The sequence below is a fragment of the Ralstonia mannitolilytica genome (assembly GCF_905397375.1).
Taxonomy (GTDB): domain Bacteria; phylum Pseudomonadota; class Gammaproteobacteria; order Burkholderiales; family Burkholderiaceae; genus Ralstonia; species Ralstonia mannitolilytica.
Genome location: NZ_CAJPVG010000004.1, coordinates 227,536 through 243,221, shown reverse-complemented (window position 1 = coordinate 243,221; position 15,686 = coordinate 227,536). Strand labels below are relative to the sequence as shown.

The window sequence follows — 15,686 nt, the reverse complement described above, 5'->3', positions numbered from 1 at the left end:
GCCGCAAAGCCTTGTGGCAAAAGGCTTCGCGGCCATGGTGTGCGAGATGGGTGCGGGCTTCAGGATGTCTCAACTGCGGGCCGTGCAGCGAGACAGACGTCGCAGCGAACGAGACAGATGTCTCAGTCGGCTGCCATCATCAATCGCGCGCCTCAGGGACGGCCGCAAGCGGGAAGCGGATGCAGAACCGTGCGCAGGCCTCGCCAAAGAAAAAGGGCCCGAAGGCCCTTTCCCGTGGTTCCACTGCCAGACAGGTCACGCTGCCGGAATGCGCAGCTTCTGGCCCGGATAGATCTTGTTCGGGTCCGACAGCATCGGCTTGTTGGCCTCGAAGATGACCGGGTACTTGTTCGCATCGCCATAGAACTTCTTGGCGATGGCCGAGAGCGTGTCGCCGCGCTCGACGGTGTGCCATTGCGACTCGGCCGACTCCGTGTTGACCGACATCTGGTCATCCACCGACTTGATGCCCTCGACATTGCCGCAGCACAGGATGATCTTCTCGCGCGTTGCCTGGTCGGGTGCCACGCCAAACACCTTGGCCGTGTCACCTTCGACCTGCACCGAGAGCGCCGTGGCGCTCAGGCCCTGCTTGGCGATGTAGTCCTGGATCGCTTGGCCCTTGGCGTCGTCCGCGGCCTTTGCGGCATCCGCGTCGGCCGGTGCGGCGGCGGGGGCGGCGGCCGCACTGCCGTGGAAGAGCTTCTCGCCAGCTTCCTTGATGAAGTCAAAAAAACCCATAACGACCTCCTTGTGTCAACAACGGGGAACGAGGAAAGCGGAAAAGGCGCGTGGGGGCGCGCGCCTTCCGCGGCAGTGTAGCCGGTCGCCCACCTTGTCTCCATGACAGTCGGGGCGCAAATGCAAACTGTGCGCCTGCCAACGCACGTGGGAAGTCGTTTTCATTTGCAGTGCTGCAACGCACCAAAATCACTGGCACACTGTCCGACTGTTATCGAAACCACTTGCGATCGCTCGGGCAGCACAGGCACCATCGTTCTCATCCGAGCCATCCGCCGCCGTCATGCACCGTACGTGGATGAAGTCCATCACCCGGCTGGTCGACGCCCTTGCCTCGCCGGGGTTCGGCCGCCAGTCGTGGCCGCCCAAGCCCGTCAAGCCCGCGAAGCCGGCCGCCCGTCGCGACGGGCCCCGCCGCCTGCGCCCGACCCCGACGGAGGGCGCGTTCGTGCGCGAGCAGTTCATCTATGAACCCGAGTCCCCCGCCGTGGTGGCACGCCGGCCGGAATACTGGCTCTACACACCGCCTGCGCGCGGCAGCAAGCCACCGGCGCTCATGGTCATGCTGCATGGCTGCAAGCAGTCGGCCGAAGTGCTCGCACATGGCACGCGCATGAACGCGCTCGCAGACCGCGAAGGCTTCATCGTGCTGTATCCGGAGCAACCGCGCCGCGCGCATCCGCAGTGTTGCTGGCATTGGTACGACCCCGAGCATACGGGAGCACGCGAGGCTGACGGCCTCGTGCAGCTCGTTGAACAGACCGTGGCGCGCACGGGTGCGGACCCGTCGCGGGTCTATCTCGCAGGGTTGTCGGCGGGCGCAGGCCTGGCGGGGTTGATGGCGCTGCGTCATCCGACGCTGTTCGCGGCGTTGGCCTTGCACTCCGGCCCGGCGCTCGGCGTGGCCCGGTCGGCGGCTTCCGCATTGAACCTGATGCGCCGTGGTGCGCGCGTCGATGTGGTGGATGCGCTCTCCGGCCTGGTGAATGTGGCCACCTACCCCGGCATGCCGACGATGATCCTGCACGGCCTGCGCGACGAAGCCGTCAACCCGGCCAACCAGTTGCAGCTGGCCGCGCAGTTTCGCGCGCTGAACCACCTCGGCGACACCAACGGCGTCTCGCGCGAGACCGTGCGCGGCGAAGGCTTCGTCCTGCGTAACGACATGCGCGACGGTGAATGCGTGGTCAGCCTGTGCCAAATCGCCGCCACGGGCCACGCCTGGAGCGGGGGCGACCCGCGCTATGCGTTTCACGCGCCCGGGCCGGATGCCACCTGGCTGTGGTGGCAATTCGCGCGGCAGCACGCGCGTGCCGAAGCCCTGGCGGCATAAGCGCCGTCAGAGATCGATCGACTGCTGCACGGCATTGCGCCCAAGCAGCGCATCGACCAGCCCGTAGCCGCGTGTAAGGCCGGCATCTTCGGCGTGCGCGCGCGTGGGCAGCGGCCGCTCGTCATGCGAATGGGCGACGAGCGTCTCCACCGCTGTCGGATCCGCCCCCGACTCGCAGATGCGCACCACAAAGTCCCATTGCGACGGCGTCGTTGCGCCTTCGCCGGACGCCCGCTCCGCGCGCGGAATGGCCAGCACGTAGACGTCGAAGCCCTTGTAGAACTCGGTGCGCCAATTCGATTGCACTGTCATGTTGCCTCCTGGAGAAACGGCCCGAAGGTACGTTGACCGTGCCGGGCGCTGCATCACAGACCGTGTTCGCAAAAAACAAGCCGGTCCAGGACCGGCTTGCCGTTGCAGCGTCAGTATCAGCACTCGCCCTTGCGTGCGTGGCCCGGCGGGCAGTGATAGCGGCCATGGCCGCGCCCGTGTCCGTCGTCGTCGCGATCCCAGCCGCCTTCACGCAATACCCAGCCACGCGGACCCTGCTCCCAGCGTGGCTCGCGCCAGTAATAGCCTGGCCGGGCATGCACGCGATATCCGGAGCGCCAGACATAACGCCCGTTACGCCATTGCCAGTAACCGGGCGTCCAGACATAGCCGGGCGGCAGGACCGGCACGGCTTCATAGCGAGGCGGCGGCGGAGCGTAGCTCGGCCCGATCTGCACCCCAATGGAAACCTGAGCCTGTGCCGGCAGAGCGATCGAACCGGCCAATCCGGCTGCCACCAGGCAGGCGGCGAGCATCCATGCGTTCTTCTTCATATCAGGACCTCCTTCAAGGCAATCGAGCTTGATTCGATCGTAGCATCGCGCACCTCGACCGGCTCTAGGGTGTTACGCAGCGTTACCTTCGTTACGGGAGACCGACAATGTGTTCACGTTTGTGTGACGTTGTGGGCGAGGCTCCTCCAGCCACGCACAGAATGCCTGCACCACTTCGTCGCCCAGGTTGCGCGCGGGGCAGTACCAGTAGTAGCTGCGCGCGCTCAACGCAAGGTCCGGAAAGGGGGCCACCAGACGCCCCTCCTCCAGATCCTCGGTGATGAGCGCCGAGGGCCCCATCGCCACACCGAGCCCGTCGATCGCGGCCTGGATCGACAGATAGAAATGCTCGAACGTGAGCGCATGCGCCGGCCGCAGGTTCGGCACCTCCGCGAGCACGAGCCAGCTCGGCCACACCGAGGGCAACGTATCGGAATGCAGCAGCGTGTGATGGCGCAAATCCGATGGCGCCCGCAACGGCACGCGTTCGAGCAGCGCCGGGCTGCATACCGGAAAGCGACTCTCGTCGAGGAGCCGGCCCGAGCGGAATCCCGCGTGGATCTCCGGCCCACCACGGATGATCACGTCGAAATGGTCGGGCAAGTCTTCGATGTCGTCGGTGGAGGTGGTGAGCCGCACCTCCACCCGCGGAAACCGCATCTGAAATGTCGAAAGCCGCGGAATCAGCCAGCGCATCGTGAAGGTCGGGATGCTGTTCACGCGCAGGATGCGCGCCGCATCGCGGTCACGCAGTGCCTGGCTGGCCATGCTGATCCGATCGAGCGCGACACCGATCTCGGACAGGTAACGCTGGCCGGCATCGGTCAGCTCGACGCGGCGATTCAGCCGTCGGAACAACAGGACGCCGAGCCACGCTTCCAGCGCGCGGATCTGCCGGCTGATGGCGCCATGCGTAACGTTCAGCTCTTCGCCGGCGCGCGTGAAGCTCAGATGGCGGGCCGCCGATTCAAAGGCGCGCACCGCGTTCAGTGGGGGCAGCTGGCGCATTCACGTGAGTTTTTTGCACAGATCGGGTCAGTATATATCGATTGTGAATCCCTCTTTCTGGGGATACGCTGGCGCTTCTTCATCCAATCCATGCGATATCGGGTGAGAAAAATCCACCCGATCACACATCGCCATCGTGACCCCCGCCGTCATCGCTCTCGTCCTGTGCGCCGCGCTGCTTCATGCGTCTTGGAATGCGCTGCTCAAAAGCGGCACCGACCGCCTGCGCGCCATCACGCTGATGACGCTGGCCTCGGGCGTGGCGGCCGTGCCGATGGCGATCGCCCTGCCGCTGCCCGCCCCGGCGGCTTGGCCGTACGTCGCGGTCTCGGCCGTACTGCACGTCGGGTACAACGTCTTCCTCGCGCGCGCCTACCGGTTCGGAGAGTTCGGGCAGGTCTATCCCATCGCGCGGGGCTCGTCGCCGCTGCTGGTGACGGTCGGTGCCGCCCTGTTTGCGGGCGAGATGCCCGGCGCGATCGCGCTAACCGGCGTGGTACTGGTCAGCGGCGGCATCTTGAGCCTGGCGCGCGGCCGCAAGGCAGACGTCGGCTCGACGCTGGCTGCGCTGGCCACCGGTGTGTTCATCGCCTGCTACACGGTGTGCGACGGCATCGGCGCGCGCGCGGCGGGCAACGCGAACGCCTATTCGGCCTGGCTGTTCATGCTCGATGGCCTGCCGATGGTGCTGCTGTATCGCGTGTGGAAGGGCCCGCTGAACATCGACGTGCGCGACGCCGACACGCTCAAGGCGTTCGGCGGCGGCGTGGTGTCGCTGGCCGCGTACGGCATCGTCATCTGGGCCGTCACGCTCGCGCCGATGGGCCCGGTATCGGCCCTGCGCGAAACGTCGGTGGTATTTGCTGCACTGCTCGGCCGCGTGTTCCTGAAGGAGTCGCTCACCGCGCGACGCCTGTCGGCCTGCTCCGTGATTGCCCTGGGCGCCTATTGCCTGGGCCATCCGGCCTGAGCGTCGCGCTCACGTCTTGCGCGGCGGATACCGGACTTCAAGGATGTCGATCTGCTCCACGCCCGTGGGCGTGCGCAGCGGCACCGTATCGCCTTCACGCGCCTTGATGAGCGCGCGCGCAATCGGCGAGATCCAGCTCACGTGACCCTTGTCGAGATCGACCTCGTCCATGCCGACGATCGTGATGGTGGTTTCCTCGCCGGCCTGGTTCGCATAGGTGACCGTGGCACCGAAGAAGATCTGGTCGTTGTCGCCCTGCAGGCTGGCGTCGACCACCTCGGCCTTTTCGATGCGGCGCGTGAGGAAGCGGATGCGCCGATCGATTTCGCGCAGCCGCTTCTTGCCGTAGAGGTAGTCGCCGTTCTCGGAGCGGTCGCCATTGGACGCGGCCCACGACACGATGCCCACCACTTCGGGCCGCTCGGTGTCGATCAGGTGCATCAGCTCGGTGCGCAGGCGCTCGTACCCCGCAGGTGTGATGTAGTTCTTCGACCCCGGCGGCAGCGGCGCAGCACCTTCGGGCAGGTCGTCTTCATCGTCGCCGGCATCTTCCCGGACGAAAGCCTTGTTCATGGTCGGACCAACGGTAAAGCCTGATGGATCAAGGCTCCATTATAGAAAGGTGGCCCCGTCGACAACTCCAGCGAAGAAAAAGTGAAGAAGGGGGTTCACAAGATCGAAAATCTCTGTATAATCTCATTTCTCGGTTGCGGCTGTAGCTCAGTTGGATAGAGTACTTGGCTACGAACCAAGGGGTCGTGGGTTCGAATCCTGCCAGCCGCGCCAACCTCATTCAAAAAGGGCTTCCAGAAATGGAAGCCCTTTTCTTTTGCCCGTTCGACAGGCTCGGGGCACGACCTCACGCCGACGTGCTTCGCGCGTGGATCACAAACAAAAAGGCGAAGCCTCGTGGCCTCGCCTTCTTGGTTCTTCGCTCGGGCAGGACGTCAGTCGCCGCCACGATCCCGCGCAATGCGGATCACATCCGGGTTGCGCCGCAGCGCGCGCATCACGTCTGCCAGGTGCACGCGGTCATGCACCTGGATCAGGAACGTCATGAACGTCGCCTCCTGGTCGCCCTCCTGCTCCATCGACACATGCGCCACGTTGGCGTCGGCCGACGTAAGGTCCGCCGCCACGCGCGCGAGAATGCCCTTGGTGTTGCGCACCAGCACCTTGATCGACACATCGAAGGCGCGCGTCGTGTGCTCGGCCCACATGACGTCGATCCAGTGTTCCGGATCCTTGCCGTGCAGCCGCTTGGCGACGCGGCACTCCTGCACGTGGATCTGCAGTCCTTCGCCCTTGCCGATGTAGCCGACGATCGGGTCGCCGGGGATGGGCCGGCAGCACGGCGAGAACACCATCGCCATGCCCTCGTCGCCGCTGACCGTGACGGCCGGTGCCTCGTCGCCCGCAAAGGTATGGACCGCGGCCATCAGCGCCTCGTCGCCCTCGTGTCCGGCATCCTGCAGGACGATCTCGATGCGGCGCGCCACCACGGCGGCCACCCTGCGCCCGAGCGCCAGGTCTGCGAAGACGTCTTCGCGCGCCTTGTTGCCCGTCCACTGCACGATGCGCTCCCACACCGGCGCCGGCACGGCCTTCATGTCGATACCGAGCTGGCGCAGGGCCTGATCGAGCAGGCGTTCGCCCAGCTGAATCGCCTCGTCCAGCTTGGCCGTCTTGAGGAAATGACGGATGGCCGCACGCGCCTTGCCAGTGCGCACAAACGTGAGCCAGGCCGGATTCGGCTTGGAGTACGGCGCGGTCACCACTTCAACGATGTCGCCGTTCTTGAGTTCGGTACGCAGCGGCAGCAGCTCGTTGTTGATCTTGACCGCCACGCACTGGTTGCCCAGATCGCTGTGCACGGCATAGGCGAAATCCAGGGCCGTGGCACCGCGCGGCAGTGCGCGGATCTCGCCCTTGGGCGTGAACACGTAGACGGCATCGGGGAACAGGTCGATCTTGACGTGCTCGAGAAACTCCTGCGAATCGCCCGTCTGGCTCTGGATATCCAGCAGCGACTGCAACCACTGATGCGCCTGCTGCTGCGCGCGATCGGGCTCGTCGTGATGCTGCTTGTACATCCAGTGCGCGGCCACGCCGGCTTCCGCGATCTGGTTCATCTCGCGCGTGCGGATCTGGAACTCCACCGGCGTGCCGAACGGGCCCACCAGCGTCGTGTGCAGCGACTGGTAACCGTTGATCTTCGGGATGGCGATGTAGTCCTTGAACTTGCCGGGCATCGGCTTGTAGAGGCTGTGCAGCGCGCCCATCGCCATGTAGCACTGCATCTGCGTGTCGACCACCACGCGAAAACCGTACACGTCCAGCACCTGCGAAAACGACAGCTGCTTGTCGTGCATCTTGCGATAGATGCTGTAGAGCGTCTTCTCGCGGCCGGTCATCTCGGCCGGGATGCCGGCATCCGTCAGGGCCCGCTGCGCGGCCTCAAGGATGCGGCTCACCACTTCGCGCCGGTTGCCGCGCGCCGCCTTGACGGCCTTCTCGAGCGTGGCATACCGGAACGGCGACCCGATGCGGAAGCTCAGTTCCTGCAGCTCGCGATACGTCGTGTTCAGACCGAGCCGGTGCGCGATCGGCGCGTAGATCTCCATCGTCTCGCCCGCGATGCGGCGGCGCTTCTCGGGCGGTACATGGTCGAGCGTGCGCATGTTGTGCGTACGGTCGGCCAGCTTGACGAGGATCACGCGCACATCGCGCGCCATCGCGAGCAGCATCTTGCGGAAGCTCTCGGCCTGCGCCTGCTCGCGGCTCTGGAATTCGAGCTTGTCCAGCTTGGTCAACCCATCGACGAGTTCCGCGACCTTCGGGCCGAATTTCTCGGCGAGTTCGCTCTTGGTGACGCCCTGGTCTTCGATCACGTCGTGCAGCAATGCCGCCATGATCGATTGCACGTCGAGCTTCCAGCCGGCGCAGATTTCCGCCACCGCCACCGGGTGCGTGATGTACGGCTCGCCGCTCTGGCGGTACTGGCCGAGGTGCGCCTCATCGGAGAAGTGGAATGCCTCCTTCACCAGCTTGAGGTCAGCGGGCTTCAGGTACGACAGTTTCTCTGTGAGCCCCGCGATGGAAACGACCTGCTGGCGCGGCGGCGCGGCCGGCTGCGAAGTCGGGCCGAACAGGTGCCGGTAAGTCTGCTCCAGCACCGCATCGATGAAGAGGGTGTCGCCGGCCTCCGGCTTGGCGGCCGGAGTGGCCGCGTCGGCGGCAGGGCTCTTGTGGGATTTGGGCGGCAGTGCCGACCGCTCCCCTACCAGGTCGGCGCCACGCGGGTCAGGCAGGTTCGGCGCGCCCGTGCGAGGCGACGTGGGGCCGGAAGCGGATGACGGCATGGAGACCAACGAAGCGGAGGAAGACCCAGATGGCGGCACCGACTCGGCCGGCGCGCTGCCGGACGGTCCCGCCGGCGGCACGTGGTTCTCGTGCGTGGCGGGACGTTTGGTCCTGGGAGAAGAGGAAGCAGGCGAGGTAGGCATGCCGGGTCTCGGGCAATCGCGGCTTTCACATCCATGAAAGATCGCACGAACGATCCATCGCCGCGATCAGTGACCGGGGCAGCGTACCACGCCAGGCAATGCGTCAGCTCAGGAAGGGACCTTCTTGAGCATTTCGATACCGACCTGGCCGGCGGCGATCTCGCGCAGCGCGATCACGGTGGGCTTGTCCTTGGCATCGACCTTGGGCGTGTGGCCCTGCACCAACTGACGCGCGCGGTACGTTGCGGCCAGCGCCAGTTCGAAGCGGTTCGGAATCTGTTTCAAGCAATCTTCGACGGTAATACGCGCCATGAAAACTCCACCTGGTGGCAAATCTTGTTGATCTCGGTATTTTAGCAGCAGCGCAGCCCTCGCCTCGCAGCCGGCGGCGGCACGAGCGCTACCACACTTTTGCCGGTGCACCGGAAAACCCCGGGCGCACCGCACGGCTCAATGGATGCCCAGTTCCACGAAAAGCTCGCCGTGGCGCGCCTTCTGTGCACCGAAACGCAGCCGCGTCGCCTGCACGACCGTGCGAAGTTCGGTGAGTGCCGTGTTGAAATCTTCGTTGATGATCACGTAGTCGGCTTCGGGCGCGTGGGCCATCTCGGAGCCGGCGGCGAGCAGGCGGCGCACGATCACATTGGGTTCGTCCTGGCCGCGCTTCTTCAGGCGGTCTTCCAGCGCCGTGAGCGATGGCGGCAGGATGAAGATCTCCACCGCGTTGGCAAAACGGCGGTGCACCTGCTGCGCACCCTGCCAGTCGATCTCCAGCAGGACGTCGGTGCCGGCGCGCATCTGCTCTTCGATCCACACGCGCGAGGTGGCGTAGTAGTTGCCGTGCACCTCCGCCCATTCGAGGAACTCGCCGCGGTCACGGCAGGCCTTGAATTCCTCCACGGTCATGAAGTTGTATTCGCGGCCATGCTGCTCGCCCGGGCGCGGCTTGCGCGTGGTGGCCGAGATCGACAGCCGGATCGATGGATCCTGCGCCAGCAGCGCGTTCACCAGCGTCGACTTGCCGGCGCCAGACGGCGCCACGACCATGAACAGGCTGCCCGGAAAATGGTTCTCGATGGGCGTATCAACGGCGGAGTGCGCTTGAGGGGATGGCATGTTCTCGTTCTGTCGTGCTGAGGGTGTTATTCGAGGTTCTGGACCTGCTCGCGCATCTGCTCGATGAGCAGCTTCAGCTCCATCGACGCGTCCGCCAGTTCCTTGGCGGCGGCCTTCGAGCCGAGCGTGTTGGCCTCCCGGTTGAGCTCCTGCATCATGAAATCCAGGCGTTTGCCGATCTGGCCGCCCTTCTCCAGGATGTGGCGCGTCTCACGCAGGTGCGCCTGCAGGCGCGAGAGCTCCTCGGCGATGTCGATGCGGATGCCGTAGACGGTCGCCTCCTGACGGATCCGCTCGGAGAGCTCGTCGCGGGTGAGCGCCGGCGTGCCTTCCGGCGCGGCGAGCCCGAACGCTTCGCGCAGGCGCTCCGTCAGCTTGTCCTGATGCTGCTGGATCAGCACGGGCACCATCGGCGTCAACCGATCGACGATCGCCAGCATCGCGTCGACGCGCTCCAGCAACACGGCCTTGAGCGCATCGCCTTCGCGGCGGCGCGACTCCAGAAGTTGCTTGAGCGCCTCTTTAGCGGCGTCGATCACGGCATCGCGCAGAGCGTCCTGCGTCAGTTGCGGCTCTGCGAGCACTCCGGGCCAGCGCAGGATCTCGCCCATGCGCAGCGATCCCGAAGCGGGCAGATGACGGGTGACTTCCTGCTCCAGCTTCACCAGCTGTTGCAGCACGTCGACATTGAGGGCGGCGACATCGCTGGCGGCTTCCTGGCGCTGGAGGTTGATCCGGCATTCGAGCTTGCCCCGCGACAGCGCGCTCATGAGCATCTCGCGCAGGGCCGGCTCGAAGGCGCGGCACTCTTCCGGCGCGCGGAACAGCAGGTCGAGGAAGCGCGAATTGACGGTGCGGAATTCGACCGACACGGTGGCAACGCCGCCGCTGGGTGCGCCATGCGCATCGGTAAAGGCTGCCTGGCGTGTAGCGACGCCGTAGCCGGTCATACTGTGGATCATGGAATCGTGGTGTGTTCTGGATACGGATCGGGAATCCGGCGGCGTCTTTTCAGGCCCCGAATTGGCGGGGAATCCCCCACCTTTTGTCGCTTTACAACGTATGGACTGCTCGGGGAGAATCCGTCAGCCATTTCGCGATACAAACCCATGACAGAGTCAAAAGGCTCAGGACAGCCACGCAGTGCGCCGCTGCCGGTCGGCACGTTGCTGTCCAACTATCGTATTGTAAAGAAGTTGGCCAGCGGGGGGTTCAGCTTCGTCTATCTCGCCACCGACGAGCATGGGACGCCGGTGGCCGTGAAGGAATACCTGCCGTCGTCACTGGCCCGTCGCGCGCCCGGCGAGCTGATCCCCGTCGTGCCGGAAGAAAGCGCAAGCGCGTTCCGCCTGGGGCTCAAGTATTTCTTTGAAGAAGGCCGGTCGCTGGCCAGGATTTCGCACCCCGCCATCGTGCGCGTGCTGAATTTCTTCCGGGAAAACGGCACCGTCTACATGGTGATGGCGTACGAGCAGGGCAAAACGCTGCAGGAGCACATTCTCGCCGCGCGCCAGCAGGGCAAGCTGAAGATGCTGCGTGAGCGTTTCATCCGCCAGGTCTTCCACGACCTGATGAGCGGTCTGCGCGAAGTCCACATCCACAAGCTGCTCCACCTCGACATCAAGCCTGGCAACATCTATCTGCGCGAAGACCACTCGCCGATCCTGCTCGACTTTGGCGCGGCACGGCAGACGCTGACTGCCGAGGCGTCGCGCTTCCAGCCGATGTATACGCCCGGCTTTGCCGCGCCGGAGCTGTATCGCAAGCACAACGAACTGGGGCCGTGGACCGACATCTACAGCATCGGCGCCACGATCTACGCCTGCATGGCCGGCACGCCGCCCCAGGAAGCCACGCAGCGCGAAAAGGAGGACAAGCTCGAAGAAGGCCTGGAGCGCCTGCGCAAGGTCTATACGAGCAGCCTGATCGACCTGGTCGGCTGGTGCCTGAAGCTGAAGCCGGAAGAGCGCCCGCAAAGCGTCTTCCGCCTGCAGAAGGTGTTGCGCGAAGAGAGCAATGCCCTGACCGAGATGCAGGCTCTGACTGCCGTCACGCTGGGCGGTCCCGTGCCGGACGAAAAAGAGCCGCTGACCACGCGATTCATGAGCCTGTTGCGCCGCCGGGACAACTGACCCGCTCGCGCGGAGTATGATTTTTACATTCCAACGGTGCAGCACTGGACGCGACCAGCCGCTGCACCGTTTTCCCTTTTGATCGAAACCTCACTGCCACGATGCGTTTCTCGGTTTATCAAGAAAGCAAGAAGGGCGCGCGACGCGTCAACCAGGACCGCATGGGCTACTGCTTCACGCGCGACGCCATGCTCATGGTGCTGTGCGACGGTCTGGGCGGACACTCCCTGGGCGAAGTCGCGGCCCAGCAGGCGCTGCAGACCATGGCGCGCCAGTTCCAGCGCCACGCCCGCCCGTCCATCCGCAATCCGCGCGATTTCCTGCATGAAGGCATCATGCTCGCGCACCGCGACATCCACCGCTATGCCGAGACCAACGGCCTGCCCGATGCACCGCGCACGACGATCGTCTGCGCCCTGGCGCAGCGCGGTGCCCTGCATTGGGCGCACGCGGGCGACTCGCGCATGTACCTGATGCGCAAAGGCGCGCTCGTCACGCGCACGCGCGATCACTCCAAGATCGAGAACCTGCTGCAGCAAGACCGCGTGCTGCCGATGCAGGTGGCCAACCATCCCGAGCGCAACAAGATCTACAACTGCCTGGGCTCACCCAACCTGCCGTTGATCGACATCGGCGGGCCGGTCAACCTGGAGCCCGGCGACGTCGCCATGCTGTGCTCCGACGGCCTGTGGGGCAGCGTGCAGGAAGACGAACTGGTCGACACCTGCACGAGCTTCTCCGTCACGCAGGCCATTCCGGAGCTCATCGCGCGCGCCCTGCGCAACGCCGGCGACACGGCGGACAACACCACGGCCATCGCCATGATGTGGGAACTCGATGCGGTGACGACCACGCAGGATTCGGTGCAGACCGACACCCTGCCGCTGAACGCCTTCACCACGTCCATCCTTGACGCGCCCAGCGGCGAATCGGGGCTGATGTCGGAGGAAGAGATCGAGCGCTCGATCGCCGAGATCCGCGCCGCCATCGACAAGACGAGCAACCTGACGCGCTGAGCCGCTGGTCTGCACGCCGCCGGCCCGCCCTGCCAGCATCACGCTGGCAGCGCGGGCCGGTATCATGTCGGGCTACACGTTTTCTCAAGCGAGACCCCACATGCGACCCAGCGGCCGCCAGCCCGACCAACTCCGCCCCGTCACCCTCACCCGCCACTTCACGCGCCATGCCGAAGGCTCGGTGCTGGTGTGCTTTGGCGACACGCAAGTGCTCTGCACGGCAAGCGTGCTGCCCAAGGTGCCGCCCCACAAGAAAGGCAGCGGCGAAGGCTGGGTGACGGCCGAATACGGCATGCTGCCGCGCTCGACGCACACCCGCTCCGACCGCGAAGCCGCGCGCGGCAAGCAGACCGGCCGCACGCAGGAGATCCAGCGCCTGATCGGCCGCGCGATGCGCTCGGTGTTTGACCTGGCCGCACTGGGCGAACATACCCTGCACCTCGATTGCGACGTGCTGCAGGCGGACGGCGGCACGCGCACCGCCAGCATTACCGGCGCATTCGTCGCCGCACATGACGCCGTTTCGGTGATGCGCGAAAGAGGCCTGCTCGTGGGCGAGCCCATCCGCGATTTCGTGGCGGCCGTCTCGGTCGGCGTGGTCGACGGCGTGCCGGTGCTCGACCTCGACTACCCCGAAGACTCCGCGTGCGACACCGACATGAACGTCGTGATGACGGGCAGCGGCGGCTTTGTGGAGGTGCAGGGCACGGCCGAAGGCACGCCCTTCACGCGCGCCGAAATGGAGGCGCTGCTCGGCCTCGCCGACAAGGGCATCCGCGAACTGATCGGCCTGCAGAAGCAGGCGCTGGGCCTGTGAGCGCAACCGTCGCGGCAGCCATGCGCAAGATCGTGCTCGCCTCCAACAACGCCGGCAAGCTGGCGGAATTCAACGCCCTGCTCGCCCCGCTCGGCTTCGACGTGACGCCGCAGGGCGCACTGGGTATTCCCGAAGCGGAAGAACCGTACGCCACGTTCGTGGAAAACGCGCTGACCAAGGCGCGCCATGCAAGCCGCGCGTCGGGCCTGCCGGCGCTGGCCGACGACTCCGGCATCTGCGTGCATGCGCTGGGCGGCGCACCCGGCGTGTACTCCGCCCGCTATGCGCAACTGGCCGGCGAAGAGAAGTCCGACGCCGCCAACAACGCCCGCCTCGTGCGCGAGCTCGCAGGCAAGGCCGACCGCGGCGCGCACTATGTTTGTGTGCTCGTCTATGTGCGCCATGCCGACGACCCACAGCCCATCATCGCCGAGGGCAACTGGTTCGGCCAGGTGATCGACACTCCGCGCGGCGACGGTGGCTTCGGCTACGACCCGCATTTCCTGCTCCCGGACCTCGGCAAGACTGCGGCCGAACTGTCCAAGGCCGAGAAGAACCGCGTGAGCCATCGGGCACAGGCGCTCGGACGGTTGGTCCAGCGCCTGCGCCAGTTTGACAACGCCTGACGTTTCCATGATCCCGATTCACCCAGCCGGCGCCGGCAGGACGCCCCCCGCGCCACCCGCCGAGACGGGCGACAAGGTCACCTCCGTCTTTTTGCAGCCCGGCAAGATCAGCCTGCCCGCCTCGCCGCCGCTGTCCCTGTACGTGCACGTGCCGTGGTGCGTGCGCAAGTGCCCGTACTGCGATTTCAACTCGCATGCGGAGCCGGAACACGGCATCCCGGAAGCGCGCTTCCTGGCGGCCGTGCGGCAGGACCTGGAGGCCGCGCTGCCGATGGTCTGGGGCCGCCCCGTGCACACCATCTTCATCGGCGGAGGCACGCCGAGCCTGCTCTCCGCGCAGGGACTGGACCGCCTGCTGTCGGACATCCGCATGCTGCTGCCCGTGGACGCCGATGCCGAGATCACGATGGAAGCCAACCCGGGCACGTTCGAAGCCGAGCGCTTCCGCAGCTACCGCGCCAGCGGGGTGAACCGGCTGTCGATCGGCATCCAGAGCTTCAATGACAAGCACCTGCAGGCGCTGGGCCGCATCCACAGCGCGGCCGAGGCGCGTGCCGCCATCGAGATCGCCCGGGCACACTTCGACAACATCAACCTCGACCTGATGTTCGCGCTGCCCGGCCAGACCCTCGCCGAATGCGAGGCCGACGTGGAAGCCGCGCTGTCGTTCGAGACGAACCACGTGTCGCTGTATCACCTGACGCTGGAGCCGAACACGTACTTCGCCAAGTACCCGCCCGCACTGCCGGACGACGACACGGCGTTTGCGATGCAGGACTGGATCCACGCGCGGCTGGCCGCGGCGGGCTACCAGCACTACGAGGTGTCGGCATATGCCAGGCCCGGCAAACGCTGCAAGCACAACCTGAACTACTGGCAGTTCGGCGATTACCTCGGCATCGGGCCGGGTGCCCACGGCAAGCTCAGCTTTCCGCACCGGGTCATCCGCGAGATGCGGCACAAGCATCCGGACACGTATCTGCGCAACGCCGAGAGCGCCGGCGGCGCGGCGCTCGTGCAGGAGCAGCGGGAAGTGGACGCGGCCGACCTGCCGTTCGAATTCATGCTCAACGCGCTGCGCCTGACGGACGGTTTCCCCGTCACGCTGTTCCAGGAGCGCACCGGCCTGCCGCTGCGTTCCATCGAGCGCGAACTCGATGCGGCCGAGCAGCGCGGCCTGCTCACGCGCGACCACGTGGCCATCCGCCCCACCGAGCTTGGCCAGCGATTCCTGAACGACCTGCAGGCGCTGTTCCTGTCCGACGACGAAAACTGACAGCGACCCGGTGCCAAGTTGCACCGGGTGCCGTTACAATGGCGACCTTGCACGCACTGCGTAGCAAAGTCCCAGGGAAGCGTGGCCGAGTGGTTTAAGGCAGCAGTCTTGAAAACTGCCGATGGGGTGACCCATCCGTGAGTTCGAATCTCACCGCTTCCGCCAATTCCCCCTCCCACCTGCCCCAAGGCCGGGCCTTGGTGGGGGAGCGCTTGCGCTCGCCGGGTTTCCTTTGTCACCGGTACGCCAACCTTGCCATGTGCCCGGCCACCCGATTGGCGTCGGGCGCCGCGAGCAATCGCAGTCCCCTTCCCAACTAAC

Annotated in this window: 17 protein-coding genes and 2 tRNA genes; 10 read left to right on the top strand and 9 right to left on the bottom strand. The window is 65.8% G+C overall.

The window, feature by feature from the left end; translation table 11 throughout:
- Positions 1 to 255: 255 nt before the first annotated feature.
- Positions 256 to 741, bottom strand: a complete 486-nt coding sequence (gene lysM / locus KHN96_RS11090) for a peptidoglycan-binding protein LysM (protein WP_062738351.1) — start codon at positions 739 to 741, stop codon at positions 256 to 258.
- Positions 742 to 1,039: 298 nt separating this feature from the next.
- Here lysM and KHN96_RS11085 point away from each other — a divergent pair, with 298 nt between their 5' ends.
- Positions 1,040 to 2,074, top strand: coding sequence for an extracellular catalytic domain type 1 short-chain-length polyhydroxyalkanoate depolymerase (locus KHN96_RS11085; RefSeq protein ID WP_045787902.1), 1,035 nt, complete (start codon positions 1,040 to 1,042; stop codon positions 2,072 to 2,074).
- Between the two features lie 6 nt (positions 2,075 to 2,080).
- Here the strand turns inward: KHN96_RS11085 and KHN96_RS11080 are convergent, their stop codons facing one another.
- The 3 genes from KHN96_RS11080 to KHN96_RS11070 form a co-directional block, all read right to left on the bottom strand.
- On the bottom strand, positions 2,081 to 2,386 hold the full coding sequence (locus KHN96_RS11080) for a hypothetical protein (protein WP_062738350.1): 306 nt from the start codon (positions 2,384 to 2,386) through the stop codon (positions 2,081 to 2,083).
- Between the two features lie 116 nt (positions 2,387 to 2,502).
- The gene (locus KHN96_RS11075; RefSeq protein WP_062738349.1) at positions 2,503 to 2,898 is read right to left on the bottom strand and encodes a YXWGXW repeat-containing protein; all 396 of its coding nucleotides are present in this window, start codon (positions 2,896 to 2,898) and stop codon (positions 2,503 to 2,505) included.
- 72 nt (positions 2,899 to 2,970) lie between these two features.
- Positions 2,971 to 3,906 (bottom strand): transcriptional regulator GcvA, encoded by a 936-nt coding sequence (locus tag KHN96_RS11070; protein WP_062738348.1) that lies wholly within the window; start codon positions 3,904 to 3,906, stop codon positions 2,971 to 2,973.
- 136 nt (positions 3,907 to 4,042) lie between these two features.
- On the opposite strand from KHN96_RS11070, the gene KHN96_RS11065 reads away from it, so the two are divergent.
- Positions 4,043 to 4,876, top strand: a complete 834-nt coding sequence (locus tag KHN96_RS11065; protein ID WP_045787271.1) for a DMT family transporter — start codon at positions 4,043 to 4,045, stop codon at positions 4,874 to 4,876.
- Positions 4,877 to 4,885: 9 nt separating this feature from the next.
- On the opposite strand, the gene greB is transcribed toward KHN96_RS11065, so the two are convergent.
- A complete protein-coding gene (gene greB, locus KHN96_RS11060) occupies positions 4,886 to 5,449 on the bottom strand; it encodes a transcription elongation factor GreB (RefSeq protein WP_062738347.1) in 564 nt (187 codons plus the stop codon).
- Between the two features lie 136 nt (positions 5,450 to 5,585).
- Between greB and KHN96_RS11055 the strand changes: the two genes are divergently transcribed.
- A tRNA-Arg gene (locus KHN96_RS11055) sits at positions 5,586 to 5,662 on the top strand.
- Positions 5,663 to 5,823: 161 nt separating this feature from the next.
- Here the strand turns inward: KHN96_RS11055 and KHN96_RS11050 are convergent.
- Entirely contained in the window at positions 5,824 to 8,238 is a 2,415-nt protein-coding gene (locus tag KHN96_RS11050; protein WP_045787273.1) for a RelA/SpoT family protein, read from the bottom strand.
- Between KHN96_RS11050 and KHN96_RS11045 the strand changes: the two genes are divergently transcribed.
- Entirely contained in the window at positions 8,237 to 8,419 is a 183-nt protein-coding gene (locus KHN96_RS11045; protein WP_045787274.1) for a hypothetical protein, read from the top strand. The genes KHN96_RS11050 and KHN96_RS11045 overlap by 2 nt on opposite strands.
- Positions 8,420 to 8,490: 71 nt before the next feature.
- Here the strand turns inward: KHN96_RS11045 and rpoZ are convergent, their stop codons facing one another.
- From rpoZ to KHN96_RS11030, 3 genes are all read right to left on the bottom strand, one after another.
- Positions 8,491 to 8,694, bottom strand: a complete 204-nt coding sequence (gene rpoZ / locus KHN96_RS11040; RefSeq protein ID WP_045787275.1) for a DNA-directed RNA polymerase subunit omega — start codon at positions 8,692 to 8,694, stop codon at positions 8,491 to 8,493.
- A gap of 138 nt (positions 8,695 to 8,832) precedes the next feature.
- Entirely contained in the window at positions 8,833 to 9,498 is a 666-nt protein-coding gene (gmk, locus tag KHN96_RS11035) for a guanylate kinase (protein WP_045787276.1), read from the bottom strand.
- A 26-nt stretch (positions 9,499 to 9,524) separates the two neighbouring features.
- Positions 9,525 to 10,460: a YicC/YloC family endoribonuclease gene (locus tag KHN96_RS11030; RefSeq protein ID WP_045787277.1), complete on the bottom strand. Its 936-nt coding sequence runs from the start codon at positions 10,458 to 10,460 to the stop codon at positions 9,525 to 9,527.
- Positions 10,461 to 10,607: 147 nt separating this feature from the next.
- Between KHN96_RS11030 and KHN96_RS11025 the strand changes: the two genes are divergently transcribed.
- The 6 genes from KHN96_RS11025 to KHN96_RS11000 all read left to right on the top strand — a co-directional run bounded on the left by KHN96_RS11025 (position 10,608) and on the right by KHN96_RS11000 (position 15,530).
- The gene (locus tag KHN96_RS11025; RefSeq protein ID WP_045787278.1) at positions 10,608 to 11,630 is read left to right on the top strand and encodes a serine/threonine-protein kinase; all 1,023 of its coding nucleotides are present in this window, start codon (positions 10,608 to 10,610) and stop codon (positions 11,628 to 11,630) included.
- A gap of 101 nt (positions 11,631 to 11,731) precedes the next feature.
- Positions 11,732 to 12,646: a PP2C family protein-serine/threonine phosphatase gene (locus tag KHN96_RS11020; RefSeq protein ID WP_045787279.1), complete on the top strand. Its 915-nt coding sequence runs from the start codon at positions 11,732 to 11,734 to the stop codon at positions 12,644 to 12,646.
- 100 nt (positions 12,647 to 12,746) lie between these two features.
- Complete coding sequence (gene rph / locus KHN96_RS11015; RefSeq protein WP_045787280.1) at positions 12,747 to 13,463, top strand: ribonuclease PH; 717 nt, start codon at positions 12,747 to 12,749, stop codon at positions 13,461 to 13,463.
- Positions 13,464 to 13,483: 20 nt separating this feature from the next.
- Positions 13,484 to 14,089, top strand: coding sequence for an RdgB/HAM1 family non-canonical purine NTP pyrophosphatase (rdgB, locus tag KHN96_RS11010; RefSeq protein ID WP_045787903.1), 606 nt, complete (start codon positions 13,484 to 13,486; stop codon positions 14,087 to 14,089).
- A gap of 7 nt (positions 14,090 to 14,096) precedes the next feature.
- Positions 14,097 to 15,365, top strand: a complete 1,269-nt coding sequence (gene hemW / locus KHN96_RS11005; protein WP_045787281.1) for a radical SAM family heme chaperone HemW — start codon at positions 14,097 to 14,099, stop codon at positions 15,363 to 15,365.
- A 75-nt stretch (positions 15,366 to 15,440) separates the two neighbouring features.
- Positions 15,441 to 15,530, top strand: a tRNA-Ser gene (locus KHN96_RS11000).
- Positions 15,531 to 15,686: the final 156 nt, after the last annotated feature.

Excerpts from the sequence above, each read along its gene's own strand:
- rdgB (WP_045787903.1), top strand. The coding sequence starts at position 13,484 with ATGCGCAAGATCGTGCTCGCCTCCAACAACGCCGGCAAGCTGGCGGAA.
- KHN96_RS11070 (WP_062738348.1), bottom strand. The coding sequence starts at position 3,906 with ATGCGCCAGCTGCCCCCACTGAACGCGGTGCGCGCCTTTGAATCGGCG.
- KHN96_RS11030 (WP_045787277.1), bottom strand. The coding sequence starts at position 10,460 with ATGATCCACAGTATGACCGGCTACGGCGTCGCTACACGCCAGGCAGCC.
- KHN96_RS11050 (WP_045787273.1), bottom strand. The coding sequence starts at position 8,238 with ATGCCGTCATCCGCTTCCGGCCCCACGTCGCCTCGCACGGGCGCGCCG.
- KHN96_RS11085 (WP_045787902.1), top strand. The coding sequence starts at position 1,040 with ATGAAGTCCATCACCCGGCTGGTCGACGCCCTTGCCTCGCCGGGGTTC.
- KHN96_RS11045 (WP_045787274.1), top strand. The coding sequence starts at position 8,237 with ATGGAGACCAACGAAGCGGAGGAAGACCCAGATGGCGGCACCGACTCG.
- rpoZ (WP_045787275.1), bottom strand. The coding sequence starts at position 8,694 with ATGGCGCGTATTACCGTCGAAGATTGCTTGAAACAGATTCCGAACCGC.
- KHN96_RS11025 (WP_045787278.1), top strand. The coding sequence starts at position 10,608 with ATGACAGAGTCAAAAGGCTCAGGACAGCCACGCAGTGCGCCGCTGCCG.
- greB (WP_062738347.1), bottom strand. The coding sequence starts at position 5,449 with ATGAACAAGGCTTTCGTCCGGGAAGATGCCGGCGACGATGAAGACGAC.
- KHN96_RS11075 (WP_062738349.1), bottom strand. The coding sequence starts at position 2,898 with ATGAAGAAGAACGCATGGATGCTCGCCGCCTGCCTGGTGGCAGCCGGA.
- rph (WP_045787280.1), top strand. The coding sequence starts at position 12,747 with ATGCGACCCAGCGGCCGCCAGCCCGACCAACTCCGCCCCGTCACCCTC.
- KHN96_RS11020 (WP_045787279.1), top strand. The coding sequence starts at position 11,732 with ATGCGTTTCTCGGTTTATCAAGAAAGCAAGAAGGGCGCGCGACGCGTC.
- KHN96_RS11080 (WP_062738350.1), bottom strand. The coding sequence starts at position 2,386 with ATGACAGTGCAATCGAATTGGCGCACCGAGTTCTACAAGGGCTTCGAC.
- hemW (WP_045787281.1), top strand. The coding sequence starts at position 14,097 with ATGATCCCGATTCACCCAGCCGGCGCCGGCAGGACGCCCCCCGCGCCA.
- gmk (WP_045787276.1), bottom strand. The coding sequence starts at position 9,498 with ATGCCATCCCCTCAAGCGCACTCCGCCGTTGATACGCCCATCGAGAAC.
- lysM (WP_062738351.1), bottom strand. The coding sequence starts at position 741 with ATGGGTTTTTTTGACTTCATCAAGGAAGCTGGCGAGAAGCTCTTCCAC.